Source organism: Brevundimonas sp. TWP2-3-4b2 (assembly GCF_049897345.1).
Taxonomy (GTDB): domain Bacteria; phylum Pseudomonadota; class Alphaproteobacteria; order Caulobacterales; family Caulobacteraceae; genus Brevundimonas.
In genome coordinates, this window is sequence record NZ_JAFCWB010000005.1 from 52,861 (window position 1) to 74,176 (window position 21,316).

Annotated in this window: 23 protein-coding genes; 11 read left to right on the forward strand and 12 right to left on the reverse strand. The window is 68.2% G+C overall.

All coding sequences use genetic code 11. The annotated features are described in order from the left end of the window. Positions 1-2: 2 nt before the first annotated feature. Positions 3-809, reverse strand: a complete 807-nt coding sequence (locus ACP7AS_RS11260; protein WP_426028960.1) for a TerC family protein — start codon at positions 807-809, stop codon at positions 3-5. A gap of 150 nt (positions 810-959) precedes the next feature. On the opposite strand from ACP7AS_RS11260, the gene ACP7AS_RS11265 reads away from it, so the two are divergent. From ACP7AS_RS11265 to ACP7AS_RS11305, 9 genes are all read left to right on the forward strand, one after another. Beyond that, entirely contained in the window at positions 960-1,904 is a 945-nt protein-coding gene (locus ACP7AS_RS11265; RefSeq protein ID WP_426028961.1) for a DUF808 domain-containing protein, read from the forward strand. A 204-nt stretch (positions 1,905-2,108) separates the two neighbouring features. Beyond that, on the forward strand, positions 2,109-2,663 hold the full coding sequence (locus ACP7AS_RS11270; protein ID WP_426028962.1) for a F0F1 ATP synthase subunit delta: 555 nt from the start codon (positions 2,109-2,111) through the stop codon (positions 2,661-2,663). Between the two features lie 69 nt (positions 2,664-2,732). Beyond that, positions 2,733-4,268: a F0F1 ATP synthase subunit alpha gene (gene atpA / locus ACP7AS_RS11275; RefSeq protein WP_426028963.1), complete on the forward strand. Its 1,536-nt coding sequence runs from the start codon at positions 2,733-2,735 to the stop codon at positions 4,266-4,268. Between the two features lie 32 nt (positions 4,269-4,300). Next, positions 4,301-5,179 carry a F0F1 ATP synthase subunit gamma gene (locus tag ACP7AS_RS11280; protein WP_426028964.1) on the forward strand — a complete coding sequence of 293 codons (879 nt, stop codon included), beginning with the start codon at positions 4,301-4,303 and terminating at the stop codon, positions 5,177-5,179. A gap of 43 nt (positions 5,180-5,222) precedes the next feature. Continuing rightward, positions 5,223-6,794, forward strand: coding sequence for a F0F1 ATP synthase subunit beta (gene atpD / locus ACP7AS_RS11285; protein ID WP_426028965.1), 1,572 nt, complete (start codon positions 5,223-5,225; stop codon positions 6,792-6,794). Between the two features lie 3 nt (positions 6,795-6,797). Continuing rightward, positions 6,798-7,067, forward strand: a complete 270-nt coding sequence (locus ACP7AS_RS11290; RefSeq protein WP_426028966.1) for an ATP synthase F1 subunit epsilon — start codon at positions 6,798-6,800, stop codon at positions 7,065-7,067. 7 nt (positions 7,068-7,074) lie between these two features. Next, the gene (locus ACP7AS_RS11295) at positions 7,075-8,031 is read left to right on the forward strand and encodes a metallophosphoesterase (RefSeq protein WP_426028967.1); all 957 of its coding nucleotides are present in this window, start codon (positions 7,075-7,077) and stop codon (positions 8,029-8,031) included. Positions 8,032-8,149: 118 nt separating this feature from the next. Beyond that, positions 8,150-8,470 (forward strand): DMT family transporter, encoded by a 321-nt coding sequence (locus tag ACP7AS_RS11300; protein ID WP_426028968.1) that lies wholly within the window; start codon positions 8,150-8,152, stop codon positions 8,468-8,470. Positions 8,471-8,488: 18 nt separating this feature from the next. Next, positions 8,489-8,734 (forward strand): DUF1272 domain-containing protein, encoded by a 246-nt coding sequence (locus ACP7AS_RS11305; protein WP_426028969.1) that lies wholly within the window; start codon positions 8,489-8,491, stop codon positions 8,732-8,734. On the opposite strand, the gene ACP7AS_RS11310 is transcribed toward ACP7AS_RS11305, so the two are convergent. The 10 genes from ACP7AS_RS11310 to obgE all read right to left on the reverse strand — a co-directional run bounded on the left by ACP7AS_RS11310 (position 8,731) and on the right by obgE (position 18,619). Beyond that, a complete protein-coding gene (locus ACP7AS_RS11310; protein ID WP_426028970.1) occupies positions 8,731-9,204 on the reverse strand; it encodes an RNA pyrophosphohydrolase in 474 nt (157 codons plus the stop codon). The two genes, ACP7AS_RS11305 and ACP7AS_RS11310, sit on opposite strands and share 4 nt — an antisense overlap. A 97-nt stretch (positions 9,205-9,301) precedes the next feature. Next, positions 9,302-10,504, reverse strand: coding sequence for a divergent polysaccharide deacetylase family protein (locus tag ACP7AS_RS11315; protein WP_426028971.1), 1,203 nt, complete (start codon positions 10,502-10,504; stop codon positions 9,302-9,304). A 114-nt stretch (positions 10,505-10,618) separates the two neighbouring features. Continuing rightward, complete coding sequence (locus tag ACP7AS_RS11320) at positions 10,619-11,989, reverse strand: S41 family peptidase (RefSeq protein ID WP_426028972.1); 1,371 nt, start codon at positions 11,987-11,989, stop codon at positions 10,619-10,621. A gap of 210 nt (positions 11,990-12,199) precedes the next feature. Beyond that, positions 12,200-13,267: a murein hydrolase activator EnvC family protein gene (locus ACP7AS_RS11325; RefSeq protein ID WP_426028973.1), complete on the reverse strand. Its 1,068-nt coding sequence runs from the start codon at positions 13,265-13,267 to the stop codon at positions 12,200-12,202. Next, a complete protein-coding gene (gene rlmH, locus ACP7AS_RS11330) occupies positions 13,267-13,731 on the reverse strand; it encodes a 23S rRNA (pseudouridine(1915)-N(3))-methyltransferase RlmH (protein WP_426028974.1) in 465 nt (154 codons plus the stop codon). Before rlmH ends, ACP7AS_RS11325 begins: the two co-directional genes overlap by 1 nt. 15 nt (positions 13,732-13,746) lie before the next feature. Further along, positions 13,747-14,166 (reverse strand): ribosome silencing factor, encoded by a 420-nt coding sequence (gene rsfS / locus ACP7AS_RS11335; protein ID WP_426028975.1) that lies wholly within the window; start codon positions 14,164-14,166, stop codon positions 13,747-13,749. 94 nt (positions 14,167-14,260) lie between these two features. Next, positions 14,261-14,938, reverse strand: a complete 678-nt coding sequence (locus ACP7AS_RS11340; RefSeq protein ID WP_426028976.1) for a nicotinate-nucleotide adenylyltransferase — start codon at positions 14,936-14,938, stop codon at positions 14,261-14,263. A 142-nt stretch (positions 14,939-15,080) separates the two neighbouring features. Beyond that, positions 15,081-16,379 (reverse strand): glutamate-5-semialdehyde dehydrogenase, encoded by a 1,299-nt coding sequence (locus tag ACP7AS_RS11345; RefSeq protein ID WP_426028977.1) that lies wholly within the window; start codon positions 16,377-16,379, stop codon positions 15,081-15,083. A 39-nt stretch (positions 16,380-16,418) separates the two neighbouring features. Continuing rightward, entirely contained in the window at positions 16,419-17,561 is a 1,143-nt protein-coding gene (gene proB / locus ACP7AS_RS11350; protein ID WP_426028978.1) for a glutamate 5-kinase, read from the reverse strand. After that, positions 17,561-18,619 (reverse strand): GTPase ObgE, encoded by a 1,059-nt coding sequence (gene obgE, locus ACP7AS_RS11355; protein WP_426028979.1) that lies wholly within the window; start codon positions 18,617-18,619, stop codon positions 17,561-17,563. The genes proB and obgE overlap by 1 nt, the downstream gene beginning before the upstream one ends. Before the next feature lie 126 nt (positions 18,620-18,745). On the opposite strand from obgE, the gene ACP7AS_RS11360 reads away from it, so the two are divergent. Continuing rightward, complete coding sequence (locus tag ACP7AS_RS11360; RefSeq protein WP_426028980.1) at positions 18,746-19,483, forward strand: hypothetical protein; 738 nt, start codon at positions 18,746-18,748, stop codon at positions 19,481-19,483. Between the two features lie 21 nt (positions 19,484-19,504). Here ACP7AS_RS11360 and ald read toward each other — a convergent pair whose 3' ends face one another. After that, positions 19,505-20,623, reverse strand: coding sequence for an alanine dehydrogenase (gene ald, locus ACP7AS_RS11365; protein WP_426028981.1), 1,119 nt, complete (start codon positions 20,621-20,623; stop codon positions 19,505-19,507). Positions 20,624-20,770: 147 nt separating this feature from the next. Here ald and ACP7AS_RS11370 point away from each other — a divergent pair, with 147 nt between their 5' ends. Beyond that, positions 20,771-21,247 (forward strand): Lrp/AsnC family transcriptional regulator, encoded by a 477-nt coding sequence (locus tag ACP7AS_RS11370; protein WP_426028982.1) that lies wholly within the window; start codon positions 20,771-20,773, stop codon positions 21,245-21,247. The last annotated feature ends 69 nt before the right edge of the window (positions 21,248-21,316 follow it).

Genomic DNA, 21,316 nt, shown 5'->3' on the forward strand with positions numbered 1-21,316 from the left:
GGTCAGACGCCGGGCTCTGCGGTTTCCGCCTTGTTCAGCGCGGCCTGACGAGCCGCCAGGACCGCCTGTTTCTTCTCCGAGGCCTTGCGGCTCCACATGTTGAGCACCTCGACCCCGGCCGAGAAGGCCATGGCGGCGTAGATATAGCCCTTGGGCACATGGGCGCCGAAGCCCTCGGCGATCAGCACCATGCCGATCATCAGCAGGAAGCCGAGGGCCAGCATGACCACGGTCGGATTGTCGTTGATGAAGTTCGCCAGCGGATCGGCGGCCAGCAGCATGACGGTGACGGCGACCAGCACGGCCACGACCATGATCGGCAGGTGATCGGTCATGCCGACCGCGGTCAGGATGGAATCGATCGAGAAGACCAGATCCAGCAGAATGATCTGAAAAATGGCCGAGCCGACGTTGGAGATGACCATGTCGGTCTTATCCTTCTCCAGCATGTCGTCGCTCCTGGAGTGATCGACGCTGTGGTGGATTTCCTTGGTCGCCTTCCACAACAGGAACAGGCCGCCCGCGATCAGGATCATGTCCTTCCACGAGAAGGCATTGTCCATGACCGTGAAGACCGGTGCCGTCAGGCTGACGATCCAGGCGATCATCGACAACAGGGCCAGACGCATGATCAGGGCAAGGGAAATGCCGATACGGCGGACCCTCTGGCGATGTTCCGGCGGCAGCTTGTTCGACAGGATCGAGATGAAGATCAGGTTGTCGATCCCCAGCACCACCTCCATCACGATGAGGGTGACCAGCGCGGCCCAGGCGGCGGGATCGGACAGGAGTGCTGTGATTTCGGTCATGGGCCCTGGGATATGCCAGCCCGGGACGCCGCGCCAGAATTTTTCGCCGCCGCAGGCGCGTCAGTGCGCCGCGCTGGAGCCGCCCACTGGACCCGGCGCCCCGCCTCGCCTAGCCAAGGGTAAGTTACATTTCCTTTTGTCAGGTGAAGCGTGCCCTCAGGTCTTGCCGCCCTTCTCGACGACGTCGCCGCGATCGCCAAAATGGCGGCGGCCTCGGTCGACGACGTCTCCGCCGCCGCCGGCCGCGCCAGCGTCAAGGCCGCCGGCGTGGTGGTCGACGACGCCGCCGTGACACCGGGTTACGCTATGGGCTTCTCGCCCCAGCGCGAGCTGCCGATCATCGGCAAGATCGCGATCGGGTCGCTGAAGAACAAATTCCTGATCCTCCTGCCGGGGGCCCTGCTGATCAGCGCCTTTGCGCCCTGGGCGCTGACGCCGCTGCTGATGATCGGCGGCGCCTATCTGTGTTTCGAGGCGTCGGAGAAGATATGGGAGAAGCTGGCGGGTCATGGCGGGGGCGAGACACCGACGGACGAGCTGGCCCTGTCGTCCGCCGCGCAGGAAAAGAAGATGGTGGGGTCGGCGATCCGCACCGACCTGATCCTTTCGGCCGAGATCACCGCCATCGCCCTGGCCGATCTGGCCGAACGCCCGCTGGCGACCCAGGCGGCGGCCCTGGCCTTGGTCGGGCTGCTGATTACCGGGGCCGTCTATGGGGCCGTGGCACTGATCGTGAAGATGGACGACATCGGCCTGCACCTCGCCGAGCGCCGATCGGCGTCAGCCCGTTCGGTAGGACGGGGCCTGGTCCACGCCATGCCGATGGTGTTGTCAGGGCTGGCGACGATCGGCACCGGGGCCATGCTGTGGGTCGGCGGCGGGATTCTGGTCCACGGCCTGCACGAGTACCATCTCGATCTCTTGCCCGGCCTGATCGAACGCCTGGGACACGCCGCCGGGCAGGTTGCCCTCATCGGCCCCGTCACCCAATGGCTGGCGACGGCTTCCGCCTCGGCGGTCGTCGGCCTCGTGACCGGCGGGATCATCGTTGCGCTCCTGCATCTCATACCGCGCGGCAAGCACGCCGCCCACTGATCGGGTGCGGCAATCAGACGGGCCGCGACCCGCCGCGTCGGTTGCGGTCAGGGGGTTACGATGCTATCAGGCGCCCGGCTGAGCCGGAGGGTGCGTTGCAAGACGCGCTCCCCAAGTGCTTTCTTCAAGCATTTCAGGCCTTTGATCGGTGCGCACTCCGCCGCCGGTCGCAAACCCGAACGCTAACCCGCGCGGACCTTATAAGTGGCTGACGATTACAGGACGACGGAAGTCGGCGAGCGCTACGCACAGGCGCTCTTTGACCTCGCTGACGAGACAGGCGTCCTCGACGCCGTGCGCGCCGACCTGGCCTCGCTGCGCGCCGCGTGGAACGAGAGCGCGGACCTGCGCCGCCTCGCCAGTTCTCCGGTCATCGCCTCCGAGGACCAGCAGAAGGGTCTGGTCGCCATCGCCGACAAGGCGAAGTTCAACGGCGTGACCCGCAATTTCCTCGGCCTGCTGGGCCAGAACGGCCGCTCACGCGACCTGCCCGCCGTCATCGCTGGTTTCGACCTGCTGTATGCGAGGAAGACCGGGGTCGTCGCCGCCGAGGTGGTTTCGGCCCAGGCCCTGACCCCCGCCCAGATGAATTCCATCCAGACCGCGCTCCGCACCTCGCTGGGCAAGGATCCGGAAATGACCGCCCGCGTCGATCCGTCGATTTTGGGCGGCCTCAAGGTCAAGGTCGGCTCGAAGCTTTTCGACGCCTCGCTGAAGACCAAGCTCGACCAGATGAAGTTCGCCCTGAAGCGCGCGTAAGCGCGCTGACCAACAAGAATGCAGCGGGCCTGACCCCTGCGCTGACAAGACGATAACAGAGAGCCTGTCATGGACATCCGCGCCGCCGAAATCTCGGCCATCCTCAAGTCGCAGATCGCCTCCTTCGGCGTTGAAGCCGACGTGTCCGACGTCGGCCAGGTGCTTTCGGTCGGCGACGGCATCGCCCGCATCCACGGTCTGGACAATGTCCAGGCCGGCGAGATGATCGAATTCCCCAAGGCCGGCGTGAAGGGCATGGCCCTGAACCTCGAGCGCGACAACGTCGGTGCCGTGATCTTCGGCCAGGACAACCAGATCGCCGAGGGCGACGAGGTCCGCCGTCTGGGCGAGATCGTGGACGTTCCGGTCGGCAAGGGTCTGCTGGGCCGCGTCGTCAACCCGCTGGGCGAGCCGATCGACGGCAAGGGCCCGATCCAGTTCACCGAGCGCCGCCGCGTCGACGTGAAGGCTCCCGGCATCATCCCGCGCAAATCGGTGCATGAGCCGATGCAGACCGGCCTGAAGGCCATCGACACGCTGATCCCGATCGGCCGCGGCCAGCGCGAACTGATCATCGGTGACCGTCAGGTCGGCAAGACCGCCGTCGCCATCGACACCATCCTGAACCAGAAGAGCACCAACGCCGCCGCGACCAGCGAAGGCGAGAAGCTGTACTGCATCTACGTCGCCATCGGCCAGAAGCGCTCGACCGTCGCCCAGATCGTCAAGACGCTCGAGGAGCGTGGTGCCCTGGACTACACCATCGTCGTCGCCGCCACGGCGTCGGAGCCGGCCCCGCTGCAGTTCCTGGCCCCGTTCTCGGGCACGGCCATGGGCGAGTTCTTCCGCGACAACGGCATGCACGCCCTGATCGTCTATGACGATCTGTCGAAACAGGCCGTGGCGTACCGCCAGATGTCCCTGCTGCTGCGCCGCCCGCCGGGCCGCGAAGCCTATCCGGGCGACGTCTTCTATCTGCACAGCCGCCTGCTGGAGCGTTCGGCCAAGCTGAACGCCGACTACGGCTCGGGCTCGATGACCGCCCTGCCGCTGATCGAGACCCAGGCCAACGACGTCTCGGCCTACATCCCGACCAATGTGATCTCGATCACCGACGGCCAGATCTTCCTCGAGTCCGACCTGTTCTACCAAGGCATCCGCCCCGCCGTGAACGTCGGCATCTCGGTGTCGCGCGTGGGCTCGTCGGCCCAGACCAAGGCGATGAAGAAGGTCGCCGGCTCGATCAAGGGCGAACTGGCCCAGTATCGCGAGATGGCCGCCTTCGCCAAATTCGGCTCGGACCTCGATGCCTCGACCCAGAAGCTGCTGGCCCGCGGGGCCCGTCTGACCGAGCTGCTGAAGCAGCCGCAGTACAGCCCGCTGACCATGGAAGAACAGGTCGTCTCGGTCTACGCCGGTACGCGCGGCTATCTGGACGGCATCGCTGTGGGCGACATCGGCCGTTTCGAGAGCGAACTGCTGGCCCGCATCAAGTCGTCGAACGCCGGCCTGCTGGACGGCATCCGCGCCAAGAAGGACCTCACCGCCGAGCTCGAAGCCGAGCTGAAGTCGGTGCTGGAAGCCTTCGTCAAGACGTTCGCCTGAGCCCCGGCCGGATAGCGAGAGAGTAGCCCCGGATGGCCAGCCTCAAGGAAATGCGCAATCGGATCGGAAGCGTGAAGTCCACGCAGAAGATCACGAAAGCCCTGAACATGGTCGCCGCGGCCAAGCTGAAGCGCGCCCAGGACCAGGCCGAAAGCGCGCGTCCCTATGCCCGCAAGATGGCAGCGGTGATCGCCAATCTGGCGGCCGGTGTGTCGGGTGACGGCGCGCCGAAGTTGCTGGCCGGCACGGGCAAGGACCAGAAACACCTCGTCGTCGTCGCCACCGGCGACAAGGGCCTGGCGGGCGGGTTCAACACCAACGTCATCCGGGCCGCGCGCGAGCGGATCAACAGCCTGATCGCCGCCGGCAAGGACGTCCGCATCATCGCCGTGGGCCGCAAGTCCCGCGACGGCCTGTCGCGCCTGTACGGCGACAAGCTGGTGAAGACCTTCGAGATGAGCGACCACAAGGTCGTGGGTCTGCCCGCCGCCGAGCCGATCGCGGCCCTGGTCGCCGAGGAGTTCGAGGCCGGCCACGCCGACGTCGTGACCCTGTTCTACAGCCGGTTCCAGTCGGTCATCGCCCAGGTGCCGACGCCGAAACAGCTGATCCCGGCGGTCGTCGACGGGGATGCCCCCCCGATCGACCTGAACGGCGCGACCTATGAGTACGAGCCCTCGGAAGAGGAAATCCTCGAGACCCTGCTGCCGCGCAACATCACCACCCAGATCCTGGCCGCCCTGTACGAGAACCAGGCCAGCTTCTTCGGGGCCCAGATGGGCGCCATGGACAATGCCACCCGCAACGCGGGCGACCTGATCAACGCCCTGACGCTCAGCTACAACCGCAGACGCCAGGCCCAGATCACCACCGAACTGATCGAGATCATCGCCGGCGCCGAAGCCCTCTGATCCGATTCCTGCCCAGACAAGACCTTCCGAACGGAATGAACCGATGACCGACACCACCGCCAAGAAACCCGCCGCCGCCAAGAAGCCGGCCGCTCCCAAGGCTCCCAAGACCGTTTCGGGGGCCGCCGCCGCCGCGACCGGAAACACGGTCGTCACTGCCGGCACCGGCGTGGGCCGGATCGCCCAGGTCATCGGCGCCGTTGTGGACGTCGAGTTCACCGGCCAGCTGCCGGCGATCCTGAACGCCCTGGAGACGCAGAACGTCGACCAGAAGACCGGCCTGCCCTTCACCCTGGTTCTGGAAGTCGCCCAGCACCTCGGCGAGAACATGGTCCGCACCATCGCCATGGACACCTCGGAAGGCCTGACGCGCGGCCAGGCCGTGATCGACACCGGCACCTCGATCCTGGCTCCGGTCGGTCCCGGCACCCTCGGCCGCATCATGAACGTCGTCGGCGCGCCGATCGACGAACAGGGCCCGATCAAGACCACCATGTACCGCCCGATCCACCGCGAGGCCCCGAGCTTCGAGGAGCAGTCGACGTCGTCGGAAATCCTCGTCACGGGCATCAAGGTCATCGACCTGATGTGCCCCTATACCAAGGGCGGCAAGGTCGGCCTGTTCGGCGGCGCCGGCGTGGGCAAGACCGTGACCATGCAGGAACTGATCAACAACATCGCCAAGGCCTACGGCGGTTATTCGGTGCTGGCCGGCGTGGGTGAGCGCACCCGCGAGGGCAACGACCTGTATCACGAGATGATCGAGTCCAACGTGAACGTGGACCCGGCCAAGAACGGCGGCTCGACCGAGGGCTCGAAATGCGCCCTCGTCTACGGCCAGATGAACGAGCCTCCCGGTGCCCGCGCCCGCGTCGCCCTGACCGGCCTGGCCCAGGCCGAATATTTCCGCGACGAAGAGGGCAAGGACGTCCTGCTGTTCGTCGACAACATCTTCCGCTTCACCCAGGCCGGCTCGGAAGTGTCGGCGCTGCTGGGCCGCATCCCCTCGGCCGTGGGCTATCAGCCGACCCTGGCCACCGAGATGGGCAACCTGCAGGAGCGGATCACCTCGACCAAGAAGGGCTCGATCACCTCGGTCCAGGCCATCTACGTCCCCGCCGACGACCTGACCGACCCGGCCCCCGCCGCCTCCTTCGCCCACCTGGACGCGACCACGGTTCTGAACCGCGACATCGCCGCCCAGGCCATCTTCCCGGCCGTGGACCCGCTGGACTCGACCAGCCGGATCATGGACCCGCTGGTCATCGGCGAGGAACACTACCGCGTCGCCCGTTCGGTCCAGGAAGTCCTGCAGCAGTACAAGGCCCTGAAGGACATCATCGCCATCCTGGGCATGGATGAGCTGTCGGAAGAGGACAAGCTGATCGTCTCGCGCGCCCGCAAGATCAGCCGCTTCCTGTCGCAGCCCTTCTTCGTGGCCGAGCAGTTCACCAACTCGCCGGGCAAATTCGTCTCGCTGGAAGACACGATCCGCTCGTTCAAGGGCATTGTCGCCGGCGAATACGACCACCTTCCGGAAGCCGCCTTCTACATGGTCGGTGCCATCGAGGAAGCCGTCGAGAAGGCCCAGAAGCTCGCCGCCGAGGCGGCCTGATCCATGGCCGGCAAGCTCAGCTTTTCGCTGGTGTCGCCTGAGCGCGAGGTCTTCAACGGCCTCGTCGATCAGGTCGACGCGCCGGGCATCGAGGGCGATTTCGGCGTCCTCGCCGACCACGCCCCCTTCATGACCGCCCTGCGCGAAGGCGTGGTCACGGTCATCGACGGCGGTTCGCGCCGCCAGTTCGAGGTCCACGGCGGCTTCGCCGATGTGACCCCCGCCGGCCTGACCATCCTGGCCGAACAGGCCTCGGAAGTGGCGGCGGGCTGATCTGATCATGGCCGGACCGGGCGTTGTTCTGGTCATGGCCTGGATCGGCGCGGTCTTCGGACCCATCGTCTGCATCGTTCTGATCCGGCGGTTGCTGCGCAGCCGCCGGATTTTTCTTGCCGGGACTCTGGGCGCGGCTTTCGCGATCGCATGGGGTCTCGGCGTCTGGGCCTTCCTGATCGAGCCGGCCACGCTGACGGTCCGGCATGTGACGGTGGAGAGCACCCAATGGCGGGGTCCGCCCCTCCGGATCGGCGTCATTTCCGACACCCATGTCGCCGCGCCCCACACGGATGTGGCCCGCATCGAGCGGCTCGTCGTGCGCATGAACGCCGAGCGGCCCGATGTCGTCGTGTTGCTGGGCGACTACGCCGGCGGCCATGAGCCGGCGGCCCTGAGGGCCCGTCCGGAGCAATCGAAAATCCTTCGTGGGGTCGAGGCCTTCCGCGGCCTTTCCGCGCCGCTGGGCGTACACGGTGTGCTCGGCAACCACGATTCCTGGTACGACGACGCAGCCATCAGCGCGGCCCTGACCCGGGCCGGTGTCCGGGTTCTGGACAATCGCGCGGAACGCATCGCCCGTCCGGGCAGCGCCTTCTGGGTAGCCGGGCTGGCGGATCTGCATTCGCCGCGCCAGCCGCCAACGGTGTCCGGGACCTTGCGTGACGTCACTGATGCTGCCCCGATCATCGTCCTCACCCATTGGCCGGACCCGTTCGTGGATGTGCCCGAGCGGGTCGCGCTCACCTTGGCCGGCTATACCCACTGCGGACAGGTGAACCTGCCGCTTCTGGGCCGACTGGTGCATGCGTCCGCGATGTCGGAGCGATGGGCTTGCGGCCTGTACGACGAGGGCGGGCGCAAGCTGTTCGTCACGGGGGGCGTCGGCGTATCGATCTTGCCGGTGCGGTTCCGGGCTCCCCCTGAGATCGTGATCGTGACCCTGCGCGCCGCCAAGGCTTGACCCTCCGGCCGGAGGTCCTAGATAGCCCCTGCAGACGAGGCCACGTCCTCGCCCCGGCGATCCTGGATCGCGGGCAAAGTCCGGGACGGCCCGGCCCTTTGCACGGAGGGCCGTTTCCATGGCCTGGACTTATCTGATCATCGCCGGCCTGCTCGAGATCGTGTGGGCCTATTTCATGAAACAGTCGGACGGGTTCACCCGTCTGTGGCCCAGCGTGGCGACCTTGGCCTTCATGGGGGCCAGCTTCGGCCTGCTGGCCTTGGCGATGAAGTCGCTGCCCATGGGCTCGGCCTATATGGTCTGGACCGGCATCGGCGCGGTCGGGGCGTTCATCGTCGGCGTGGTCGTCCTGCAGGAACATCTCAGCCTGATGCGGGTGCTGGCGGCGCTGCTGATCGTCGGCGGGATCGTGCTGATGCGTCTGGCCCCTGCGCACTAGCGGGGTTGGATTCGCGGCATGCTCGAACTCCGTCCCAACTGCGAGTGCTGCGACCGCGACCTGTCGTTCGACAGCGCCGAGGCCCGCATCTGCACCTTTGAATGCACCTTCTGCGCCGCCTGCGTGGATGGCGTGCTGAAGGGCACCTGCCCCAACTGCGGTGGCGGGTTCAGCGCCCGGCCGATCCGGCCCGCGCATCTGATGGCGAAATATCCGGCCTCGACGAAACGGGTGCTCAAGCCGCAGGGCTGCGCCGCCGCCTAGCCCACCAGCGGCGCGAACACGGCCACGACCTGTTCGTAGGATGTCCGTTTGAACGGTACGATCAGGTCGGGCGCGTCACTGAGCGGGCCCCAGCGCCAGGCGTCGAACTCGATCTCCCCATGGGCCTCCAGGTCGATCTCGGACTCCGCGCCGGTGAAGCGGAAGGCGAACCACTGCTGCTTCTGGCCGGCCCAGCCGCGCGCCTGTTTCGACCCGCCGTAGTCGACGGGGAAATCGTAGGCGATCCATTCCTCGGTGCGGGCGATCAGTTCGGCCGAGGTCACCCCGGTCTCCTCGGTCAGTTCGCGGCGGGCGGCCGTCTCGAGGTCCTCGCCGTCGTCGACGCCGCCCTGCGGAAACTGCCAATTGTGGGGACCTTCGGTCCCGGCGCGGCGCCCGTACCAGACGCGGCCGTCCGGATGGAACAGGACGACGCCGACGTTGGGGCGATAGCGGGAGAGGTCGGTCATGGGGAGGGCTTGGGGCGTAGGAGTTAGAAAGGGGAGGACTGGCTTGTAGCAGGTCGCCTGATCGCGTCCCTACTGGCTAATTCCTACTCCCTACGACCTATCTTCCCGGCCGCTGCGTCATCGCCGAGGCCGGGGCCAGCTGCAGGCCGCGAGCGTCGAGATCGGCGGTCCAGCGAGCCACGGCCTCGACCGTGACCGGGTAGCTGAAGCCGGTGCCCAGGGCCTGTCCATTGCCCTTGGCCAGGGCTTCGAGCGCGTTCAGCTGGCCCACGATGGCGGCGGGGGTCTGCTGCTCGTCGATGATGCGATTGGCGCTGGCGCGGGCCCAGGCCCCCGGCCGGCGGGTCATCGAGCCGTCGTCGAGGAAGGCCACGCCGCGCTGGCGCAGGATGCCGAGGAAGGCGTTCATGCCCGGGTCCGAGCTGGCGAACCGGTCGCCCATATAATTGGTGACGCCGAAATAGCCGGTGGCCCGGCCGAGCAGCCAGTTCATCTTGGCGGTGATGTCGGCCGGCTGGCCCGAGGCCAGCAGGGTGTAGGGGCCCGGGTCGTTGTCGGGATAGCCGGTGGGTTCCATCGGCATTTCCAGCATCACCTCGTGACCCTGGGCGCGGGCCATGTCGATCCAGGTCTGCAGACCCTCGGCATAGGGCACGAAGCTGAGCGTGACCTCGGCGGGCAGGCGTTCAATGGCGGCCCGGGTGGTGACGGCGTTGAGGCCGAGGCCGCCGACGATCAGGGCGACGCGGGGTCGGCCATTCGAACGGAACGGGCGGGCATAGGCCTGGGCCGGGACCCGGCCGTCGCTGGCGATGGTCGGCAGGGCCCCGTTCGGTCCGGGCTGGCTGAGGCCGGCGATGGGCGCGGCGGGCAGGGGCGAGGCGGCCACGCGCGGCGCGGTCACGGGTGCGCCGTTGCCCGACACGGTGGCCCCGTTCGGCAAGGTGATGACGGCCTCGCCGGCGAGGGCGGGGTCGAGGCCCGCGGCACCGTCCGCCGCCAGATCCTGCCAGGACCCATTGGGCCCCATGGAAAAGGCTTCCAGACCGGTCGGGACCGGGGCGGCGACGGGGGCTTCGCGCTTCAGCGCCGCGCGGGCCGAAGGGGCTCCGGCGCGGGGATCGCCCAGCACGGTGATGAACAGGGCCGCAGCTCCCAGCAGCAGCAGGCCGGCCCCGGCGACGGCGACCGGTGGCTTGCTGAGGAAGCGGCCCACGGGTGCGAACTGCTCACGCATCGAGCGGCGCACCGGGGGCGCTCCGGCGGTGGCGGCCAGGACGGATTGGCGTTTGGCGAACATGGTCAGAACTGGACGCTTGATACGGGGTCCGCGAGACGGACTCCTTCAAGGACCACAGTGCCGGGCGTCGGTTAACAAAGCCTGACGTGACGCCCGCAAGGACGCCCGTCAGAGCTAGTTCTCCGGGGCGGGATCCGGCTCGACCGCGGCCAGGGTCGCACCAGGTTCGGACACCACGATGCCTTCAGGCGCGGCGGCCAGCTGGGCGAGATTGCCGCCGGCGCGCAAGACGTCGAAGGCGCGTTCCAGCTGGTAATCCTTGTCCTCGGGCCAGGCGGCCCCCGGGGCTTCGCGCGGGATGTGCGGGCCCTTGCGTTCCGCCCCGATGGAGGCGTCCAGTGCCGTGGCATAGGCCGCCTCGGAATAGATGAAGTTGGAGCGCGAGACGATCTTGGCCTCGGCCGCCGAGCGCGACACCTCGAGATCCGGCTCGATGCCGATCTTCTGGATCGAGGCCCCCGACGGCGTGTAGTAGCGCGCCGTGGTGATCGACAGCGCCCCGTCGGCACCGCCGCGCAGCGGGATGACGGTCTGGACCGAACCCTTGCCGAAGCTGGTCAGGCCGACCAGCGTGGCCCGCTGATGGTCCTTCAGCGCGCCGGCGACGATCTCCGACGCCGAGGCTGATCCATAGTTGATCAGCACCACCAGCGGCAGGCCGCCGGTCTGGTCGCCCGGACGGGCGGCGTAACGCTGGATCTGGTCGGCCTTGCGACCGCGCTGGCTGACGATCTCGCCGCGCTCGAGGAAGGCGTCAGACACGGAGATGGCCGCGTCCAGCAGACCGCCACCGTTGTTGCGCAGGTCCAGCACATAGCCCTTGATGCCGGGGTTCTCGGTCTTGAGCCTGGCGATGGTCTCGCTGAGTTCGCGGCCGGTGTTCTCGTTGAAGGTCGAGACGCGCAGATAGCCGAAATCGCCCTCGACCCGCCCGGTGACGGATTCGATCTTGATGACCTCGCGGGTCAGGACGACCTCTCTCGGCTCCTCGCCGTCGCGCAGGAAGGTGACCTTGACCGAGGTGCCGACCGCGCCGCGCAGCTTTTCGGACACCTGGCTGACCGTCAGGCCCGAGGCGTTCTGGCCGTCGATGGAAGAGATGACGTCGCCGGCGTTGACGCCCGCGCGGGCGGCCGGTCCGCCGTCCATGGGCGAGATGACCTTCACCAGCCCGGCCTCGGACTGGATGGTCAGGCCGACGCCGGAATAGGCACCCGAGGTGCGCTCCTGCAGGTCGCCGTAACCGTCGGGCGGCAGATAGTTGGAGTGGGGGTCGAGGGCCGTCATCATGCCCTGCAGCGCCGCCTCGATCAGCTTCTTGTCGTCGACCGGCACGACATAGGCCTGTTCGACGATGCCCAGCACGTCGCCGAACAGCCCCAGCATGCGGAAGGCTTCGTTGCGCGGCGTCTGGCCGACCGCGGTGGCGGCTCCCACGCCGACCATGGTCACCACAGCGGCGCCAATCAGAAGCAGTTTACGCATCGGGTCTCTTTTCAACGGGCGTCCGTCCACCGCGAGCGCGGCGTCAGATGCAGATACGGACCGATCGGCGACGAAATCGTGGCCGATCGGCGGTCGGCGGATAAAATCAGCGTCATGACCGCTTGGGAAGCGGTTTCGCGGAAGGGGTGATTGGCGGCTTCGGTGTCAGGTCGCCGCAGCGCACCCACGACATTCACCCGCCACCAGCCCTTACCGCAACCAAGGTGCCGGATCGATCGGCCGTTCGTCACGGCGCAGCTCGAAGGCGATTTCGCCGTCGGAGCCCGAGCGGCCCAGACCCTGGCCGTCGGCGACCCGGTCCCCGGTTCTGACGGTCGTCTCGTCCAGACCCGAAACCACAGCGCGCCAACCGGGTCCCAGGTCGAGGATGACCACCTGGCCCCAGCCGCTGAGGGGGCCGGCGAAGGCGACCCGGCCGCCGGCGGGGGCCCGTGCCTCGGCCCGGTCAGCGCGCCAGCGCCAGCCCGTAGAGCCCCGTCCGAACCGCTGCGACGGGGCACCAGCGACAGGTGGGGTCAGGCTGGTGCGGCCGGCGGGCAGACGGGCGGCGGCGGGCTGGGCCACCTCGGTGTCAGCGACCGGCACGGCGGCACCCAGCGAGCGCAGCCGGGCCTCAAGGGTCCGCGCGGCGCGTTCCGCGCCCTGGGCCTCGGCCCGCAGCACGGCCTGAAGCGCAGTCTTGCGGGCGGTCAGGGCCTCGATACGGGCGCGCCGGTCACCACGGGCGCTTTCGGTGGTGAACAGTTGTTCGCTGTTCAGGGCGGCGATGCGCCGCACCCGGTTCACCTCGGCCTGCCGGTCCGCGAGCCCCTGGGCGCGGGCCTGCAGGGTGGGGGCCATGGCGCGGATCAGGATGGAGGCCCGGACGGTGTCGACCGCCTTGTCGGCGGGCACCAGCAAGGGCGGCGGCGGGCGGCGGCTCATCATCTGCAGCGCCGACAACAGCCGGCCCTGACGGCGCCGCGCCTGAGACAGCTGTGTCACCAGAGCGGCCTCGCGTGAGCCCAGTTCGCGCAGCCGGGCGCGCTGGCCCAGGATCAGCCGGTCATCCTCGCCGACCGCGGTGCGCAGCTGGCCGAGTGACCGCTCCAGCCCGGCCAGTTCGGTCGCGGCCTCGACCGCCTCGGCGCGCAGGCGGCGGGCGCGGGCCTGTTCGTCGCGGAACTCGGCCTGAAGCCGCGCCACGTCCGGGCTCGGCGTGGCTCCGACCGGCAGGGCGGTCAGGCTCAGACACAGGATCAGGACCAGCGGGCGCATCAGTCGCGATGATAGGGCGATCCGGCCAGAATGGTCACGGCGCGATACAGCTGTTCCGCCAGCATCGCGCGCGCCAGCGCGTGCGGCCAGGTCTGGGGACCGAAGGCGAGGGTCGATCCGGCGACGGCGCGAACGTTTTCGTCCAGTCCGTCGGCACCGCCGATCGCGAACACCAGCCGCCGCTCGCCCCGGTCGCGGAGCAGGGCGATATGGTCGGCGAACGCCCGGCTGGAGAAGGTCTTGCCCCGCTCGTCACAGGCTATCAGGTGCGCGCCCTCGGCGGCCTTGAGGATCAGTTCGGCCTCGGGGGCCTTGCCGGCCTTGCGCGGCTCGAGGTCGATCAGCTCGAGCGGGCCCAGCCCCAGGACCCGACCGGCCAGGGTCGCGCGCTCGGCATAGTCGGCCGCCAGCACAGCCTCGGGCCCTCGCCCCGGCTTGCCGATGGCGATGACGGCCAGTTTCATCCGGTGATCAGGAAATCAGGCGCGGGCGTCGACGCGGTGACCGCTCTCGACCGACCAGATCTTTTCGATGTTGTAGAAGGCGCGCACCTCGGGACGGAACAGGTGGACGATGACGTCCCCCGCATCCAGCAGAACCCAGTCGCAATGCGGCAGGCCCGAAACCTTGACCTTGCCCAGGCCCTGTTCCTTCATCGCACGCTGAAGATGGTCGGCCAGGGCTCCGACGTGACGGTGCGACCGCCCGGAGGCGATGATCATGGTGTCGGCCATCGGGCTTTTACCCTTCAGGTCGATCAGGACGATGTCCTGGGCCTTGTCGTCGTCGAGACGCGAGAGGATGACCTGTTCCAGATCGGTGGAGCCGACGGGAAGCGGCGCCTGCGGCCCATCGATCGGTGACCCGTCTTCGGAGCGGATGGGTTCGAATTCGTCCATCTCGTGCGCCGTATTGGAAACGGCGTCTTGCGCGTCGTGCGCGGGCGAGGGGGTCAGCGGAAGGCTCCGGAGAGATTACTAAAGCGGAAGCCTATCACAAATGCGCAGCGGCGTCACGCGCGGCCCGCAGCGCGGTCGAGGACCGCGGATTCAGCGGCGCGGTGAGATAGGTCCAGGCGGGAGCTTCGAGGTCGGGCAGCAGGCGCGCACGGGCCGCCGGGATCCGCGCCGGGGCAAAGCGGGCGGCGGCGGGTGCGGTGCGGCTGTCCAGCTGGCTGCCCGGCCGGGCGATGACCGCCATGGGCATCATCCGCATGATGTCGGTCCAGCCCCGCCATCTGTGGAAGCTCGCCAGATTGTCCGACCCCATCAGCCAGACGAAGCGCACACCGGGATGGCGGGCGGTCAGGGTCCGGAGGGTGTCGACGGTCCACTGCGTGCCGGCCCGGGTCTCGAAGTCGGAGACGATCATGGCGCGACCGTCGGCCGCCAGTTTCGCCGCCGCCCGCGCCGAGGCCATGCGTTCGGCCAGCGGCGCACTGTCGCGGGCGTCCTTCAGGGGGTTCTGGGGCGACACCAGCCAGACCACACGGTCCAGCCCCAGCCGCCGCATGGCGGTCTCGGCGACATGGGCGTGGCCGTCATGGGCCGGATTGAACGATCCCCCGAACAGACCGACCGCCATGCCGGGCTGCAGGTCCAGACCGTCACGCAGGGCTCCGGGGCGAGGCCCTTGGGCTTTCGGCGCGGGACCGGCATGGAAGAAGGACAAGGCGGCGGGACTCGCGGGGACTTATGCTCACAAGGGAGCTAACACGCCGGAACAGGCCGTGTCGCCTGTGATCAGCCGGTGAAGTCGGCGCGAGGGCCGGTGCACCGGGTCTGGCCAGACCACAGTGCCGCGCCGCGACGCTTTACGGCCGGACCTGGCCTTTGCCCCGGATGACGTATTTGAAGCTGGTCAATTGTTCGGCCCCGACCGGCCCGCGGGCGTGCAGGCGGTCGGTGGAGATGCCGATCTCGCCGCCGAACCCGAACTCGCCGCCGTCGGCGAACTGGGTCGAGGCGTTGGCCATCACGATCCCGGCGTCGACCTCGGCCAGGAAACGTTCGATCGCGCCCTTGTCGGACGCCACGATCGCCTCGGTATGGCCGGAGCTGTAGTGCGCGATGTGGTCGATCGCGCCGTTCAGGTCATCGACCACCCGAACGGAGAGAATGGGTTCGAGATATTCCGTGCTCCAGTCCGCCGCCCCGGCCGGGCTGGCCTGCGGAACCAGGGCGCAGGTCGCGGGGTCGCCGCGCAGGGCGCAGCCCGCGGCCGTCAGGTCGTCGGCGATGGCCGGCAAAAGGCCGGCGGCGATGGCGCGGTCCACCAGCAGGGTCTCGGCAGCGCCGCAGACCGAAACGCGCCGCATCTTGGCGTTCAGCACAATCGCCCGGGCCATGTCGGGGTCGGCGCTGGCATGGACATAGACGTGGTTGACTCCCTCCAGGTGACCCAGCACCGCGACCCTGGCCTCGGCCTTGACCCGTTCGACCAGCGAGCGTCCGCCGCGCGGGATCAACAGGTCGATCGATCCGTCCAGACCCGTCAGGATATGACCGACGGCCGCGCGGTCGCGCGTGGTGACGATCTGCACCGTGTCGGACGACAGGCCGGCCTGTTCCAGCCCCGCGACGAGGGCGGCATGGATGGCGAGGTTGGAGCGCAGGCATTCCGACCCACCGCGCAGGATCACGGCATTACCCGCGCGCACCGCAAGGGCGGCGGCGTCGGCGGTGACGTTGGGCCGGCTCTCATAGATGATGGCCAGAACCCCGATCGGGGTGCGGATGCGGGCGATGTCGAGGCCGTTCTGCGGTGTCCAGCGGGCGGTTTCGACCCCGACCGGATCGGGGATGGCGGCGATCGACGCCAGGGCGGCGATGACTCCGTCCAGCCGGTTCGCGTCCAGCGCCAGCCGGTCCATCAGGGCCGTCGCCATGCCGGCGGCCCGTGCGTCATCCAGGTCGGCGGCATTGGCGGCCAGCACCTGACCGGCCTGCGACCGCAGCGCCTCCGCCATGCCCCGGATGGCGCGCGTGCGGGTCTCCGCTCCGGCAAGCGACAGGGCCCGGGCAGCGGCGCGGGCCCGGCGACCCATGGCCAGCATATCGGCACCGAGGCGGTCGGGCGGGGTCGCAGGGGAAGGGTCGACGGACGGGGTCATGCTCTCAGGGTCGCACCGGCACGGCCGGTTTCAAAGACCTCAGGTCCGGCGCAGTGCCAGATCGTCGGCATGGACCACGACCGGCCCGCCCTCATAGCCGAGCGCGGTGGCCAGGTCGGCGGAACGGACGCCGATGACTTTCGACAGGTCGCCGGCATCGTAGCGGACGAGGCCGCGTGCGATTTCGGCCCCGGTCTGGTCGAGGATGGCGACCGGATCGCCCTTGCCAAAGGCCCCGGTGTCGGAGACCAGCCCGACCGCCAGCAGTGATTTCCCTTCCAGCAGGGCGCGGGCGCATCCGGGATCGACAACCAGTTCGCCCCGCGGTGCCAGCGAACCGCCGATCCATTGCTTGTAGGCCGCCTTCACCGTCGTGGCGGGCTCGATCAGCGTGCTGCGCATTTCGGTGCCGAAGGTCACGCCGACCTCCATTGACCGCCCGGCGGCGATCAGGGTGGCGCAGCCGGCGTCCGCGGCGATCCGGGCGGCCATCAGCTTGGTGGCCATGCCGCCGGTTCCCATGCCCGCCGCTGTGTTCGGGCCTGCCGCCATGGCCTCGAACTCGGGTGTCAGGATTTGAACATGCGGAATATGGACCGCCCCGGGGTCCGACCGCGGATCGGCGTTGTAGAGGCCGTCGACGTCGGACAGGAGGATCAGCAGATCGGCACCGATCATCTGGGCCACGCGTGCCGCCAGCCGGTCGTTGTCGCCGTAGCGGATCTCCTCGGTGGCGACCGTGTCGTTTTCGTTGACGACCGGCACCACGCCCAGGTCGAGCAGGGAGCCGACCGTGGCGCGGGCATTCAGCCACCGTCGCCGGGTCTCCGTATCGTCGCGGGTCAGCAGGATCTGGGCCGTGATCCGCGCATGGGGTTCAAAGGCCGAGGCCCAGGCCGCCATCAGCAGGGACTGGCCGACCGCCGCCGAGGCCTGTTTGCCCTCAAGGCCGACCCCGCGGGTTCCGAGCCGTCGCGCGCCGAGGGCGACCGCGCCCGACGAGACGACCAGCACCTGTTTTCCCTGCTGCATCCATCCGGCGACGCGCCCGGCCAGACCCTCCAGCCGGGCCCGGTCGACGGTGCCTGTCCGGCTGTCGACCAGCAAGGATGAGCCTATCTTGAGAACGATGCGTCGGGCGTCGGCGATCGCCCGTATGGACCGGGGCGCGCCGTCGCTCATCAGGGAGCCCAGCCGCCGGGGGTCTCCGTCACGGTCTCGTCTTCCTCGGCCGGTGCGATCTCGCCGCGGTCCTTGCGGACTTCGGTCCAGGCGGCGCGCAGCAGTTCGGTCACGCCTTCACCCGAGACGCCGGACACCAGCATGGGACGACGGCCGGCGGCGGCTTCCAGCTCGGCCGCCTTTTCCTCGCGTGCCTCGGGGGTCAGGGCGTCGATCTTGTTCAGGGCGAGGACCTCGGCCTTGTCGGCCAGTCCGGCACCATAGGCTTCCAGCTCGTGGCGGATGGTGCGCCAGGCACCGGCGACATCGTCCTGGGTGCCGTCGACGAGGTGGATCAGACAGCCCGAGCGCTCGACATGGCCGAGGAAGCGGGTGCCGAGGCCGGCCCCTTCCGAGGCACCCTCGATCAGGCCCGGAATGTCGGCGATGACGAACCGCTCGGTCTCGGACAGGTCTACCACGCCCAGATTGGGCACCAGGGTGGTGAAGGGATAGTCGGCGATCTTGGGCCGCGCCGCGCTGGCGGCGGCGAGGAAGGTCGACTTGCCGGCATTGGGCAGGCCGGCCAGACCGACGTCGGCGATCAGCTTCAGCCGCAGCCAGATCCAGCGCTCCTGGCCTTCCTGGCCCGGATTGGCGTATTTCGGGGCCTGGTTGGACGGCCCCTTGAAGTGGACGTTGCCCCAGCCGCCGTTGCCGCCTTTCAGCAGCATCTCGGTCTTGCCAACATAGTCCATGTCCAGCAGCACCGTCTCCTTGTCGTCGTCCAGCACCTGGGTGCCGACCGGGACCTTCAGGATCACGTCCTCGCCCTTGGCCCCGTGCATCTGGCGGCCCATGCCGTGGGTGCCGGTCGGGGCCTTGAAATGCTGCTGGTAGCGGAAGTCGATCAGGGTATTCAGCCCGTCGGCCGCGGTGATCCAGACGTTGCCGCCATGACCCCCGTCGCCGCCGTCCGGCCCGCCGTTCGGGATGAACTTTTCACGTCGGAACGAGACGCAGCCCGCCCCACCGTTGCCGGAGCGGATGTAGATCTTGGCCTGGTCGAGAAACTTCATCGCGGGCTTATGTAGGAAAAGCGCGGCGAATTACAGGCGCAGCCGCACGCGAGGGTTCAGGGACTTAAGCATATGGAAAGTCCGGACCGGATATCGATGGTCTCCGGAATTCAACGGGGGATCAGAATGATCTCTGTCATCACCGCCGCGAACGCGGCTCCGACGTTGATCAAACTGTCGCGGCCCCCGGCCGGCACAGGGCGCGACGACGTCTCGAAAATCGCGGCCTCCTTCACGTTCGGCGATCCGCGCGAGGCCGCTCGGGCGATGCGCAAGGAGATGGCGTCGCGCCGGATGCAGGGCGTCACCGAGCGGATGCGGACCCTCAGTCTGATGATCAAGGCCGACCCCCGCTCGGCGTTGAAATTGGCGGCCGAGCTGGCGAGGGAGCTCAAGGCCGCGGTGAAGGCCTATCAGGACGCCGGAGGTCGCAATGTATCGTCCGGCGACATGGCCCTGATCCGCCGCCAGATCACCGCCGCCCGGGAGGGTTCGTCTTCCTCGGCCGGGGCACAAGCAGCCGAAGCCTCGCCGCCGGTTGATCACGGGACCCTCTCCAACCCCGACGCCGAGGCTCACCGCGCGCAGCAGGCCTATGCCGCCGCCGCGAGTGCGGAGTTCCAGGGTCGTTCGATCGACCGGTTGACCGAGATGGAGGCAGTCGCCGGTGCCGACCTTGGCTTCTTCGATCAAGTGAAAAGCCTGGTCAGGGGTCTTCGCAAGGCCCGCGAAGACATCCGGTTCGAATCCCATTCGGCCGTGCGTCCGCCCAGCGATGATGACTGGAAGGAGGCCGACAAGGCGCAGGCCGACCTGGAACGCCAGATCGACAACGCGCCCACCGGAATATCCATCAGGGTCTGAGGTCGACTCCCCTCAGGAGTATTACCCCTTCGCCCACACGCCGAACGGATCGCTCCACGGCATGTCCAGCGCCTCGGCCACCGCCGGATAGGTGATCTCGCCCTTCAGCACGTTCAGGCCGCGCGCCAGGTGCGGGTTCTGCTTCAGCGCCTCCAGACCCTTGTTGGCCAGGGCCAGGCCGAACGGCAGGGTGGCGTTGTTCAGGGCTTCCGACGAGGTGCGCGGGGCCGCGCCCGGCATGTTGGCGACGCAATAGTGGACGACGCCGTCGATGACATAGGTCGGGTCTTCGTGGGTCGTGGCGTGGCTGGTCTCGAAACAGCCGCCCTGGTCGATGGCGACATCGACCAGTACCGAGCCGGGCTTCATCTGTTTCAGGTGTTCGCGCTTGATCAGCTTGGGGGCCTCGGCCCCGGGGACCAGCACCGCACCGATGATGACGTCGGCCTTGACCAGTTCCTCCTCGATCGCACCGATCGAGGAATAGCGGGTGATGACCCGGCCCTGGGTCACTTCGTCAATATAGGCCATGCGCGGGATCGAGCGCTCCAGCACCACGACCTCGGCCCCCAGGCCCATGGCCATGCGGGCCGCGTTGAGGCCGACGACGCCGCCGCCCAGCACGAGAACGCGGGCCGGGGCCACGCCCGGCACGCCGCAGAACAGCAGGCCCATGCCGCCGTTGTGCTTCAGAAGCGTTTCGGCGGCCGAGAAGACGGCGATGCGGCCGGCCACTTCCGACATCGGGGCCAGCAGCGGCAGGCCCTTGCGGTCGTCGGTGACGGTCTCATAGGCGATGGCGGCGCATTTCGAGGCCAGCAGGCCCTTCGTTTGCTCCGGGTCCGGGGCCAGGTGCAGGTAGGTGAACAGGATCTGGTCTTCGCGGAGCATTTCCCACTCGACCTTCTGCGGCTCCTTCACCTTCACGATCATGTCGTTGTCGGCGAAGACGGTTTTGGCGTCGGCGACGATCTTCGCGCCAGCCTTCTTGTAGTCCGCGTCGGTGAAGCCCGCGCCGAGACCGGCTCCGGTCTCGATCGAGACCGTGTGGCCGTGGGCGACGTATTCGCGCACCGCCGTCGGCGTCAGGCCGATGCGGTGTTCGTTCTTCTTGATTTCTTTGGGGACGCCGACGCGCATGGGAGTTTCCTGTTCCAGAGGGGATGCGGGCGGGCTCTGCGGCCACCTCGCTTCGCGCGGCAATCTAGCGGCGGTTTGACCGCAGGTTCCTGTTCTTTTCAGAGACTGAACGCCATACACTCGCAGAATCTGCGAACGAGAGCCTCAATGAAGACGATTTCCGCCGTTGCCCTCGACGATACCGACCGAAAGATGATCCGGGCGCTTCAGGCGGACGGCCGCATGACCAACGCCGAACTGGCGCGGACAGTGAACCTGTCGGAGAGCGCCTGCCTGCGCCGGCTGCGGGCGCTGGAGAGCGAGGGCGTGATCAGCCGCTACGCCGCCATCATCAATGAACGCGCCGTCGGCCTGCCGATCAGCGTCTTCGTGACGGTGACGCTGTCGTCCCAGGCCGAGGCCTCGCTGACGGCGTTCGAGACCGCCATCTCGACTGTGCCCGAGGTGGTGGAATGCTATCTGATGACCGGCGGCTCGGACTATCTGCTGCGGCTGGTGGTGCGCGATGTCGACGACCTGGAGCGGGTCCACTCGCGCGAGCTGACCCGTATACCCGGGGTGACGCGGGTGTCGTCCAGCGTGGCGATGCGGACGGTGGTCAAGCGCGGAGCGCTGCCGGTCTGAAGGGAGTCAGCCGCCCTTGGCCCCGGGGCTGACCTTCGGTCAACCGCCCTTGGCCCCCGGGGCTGACCT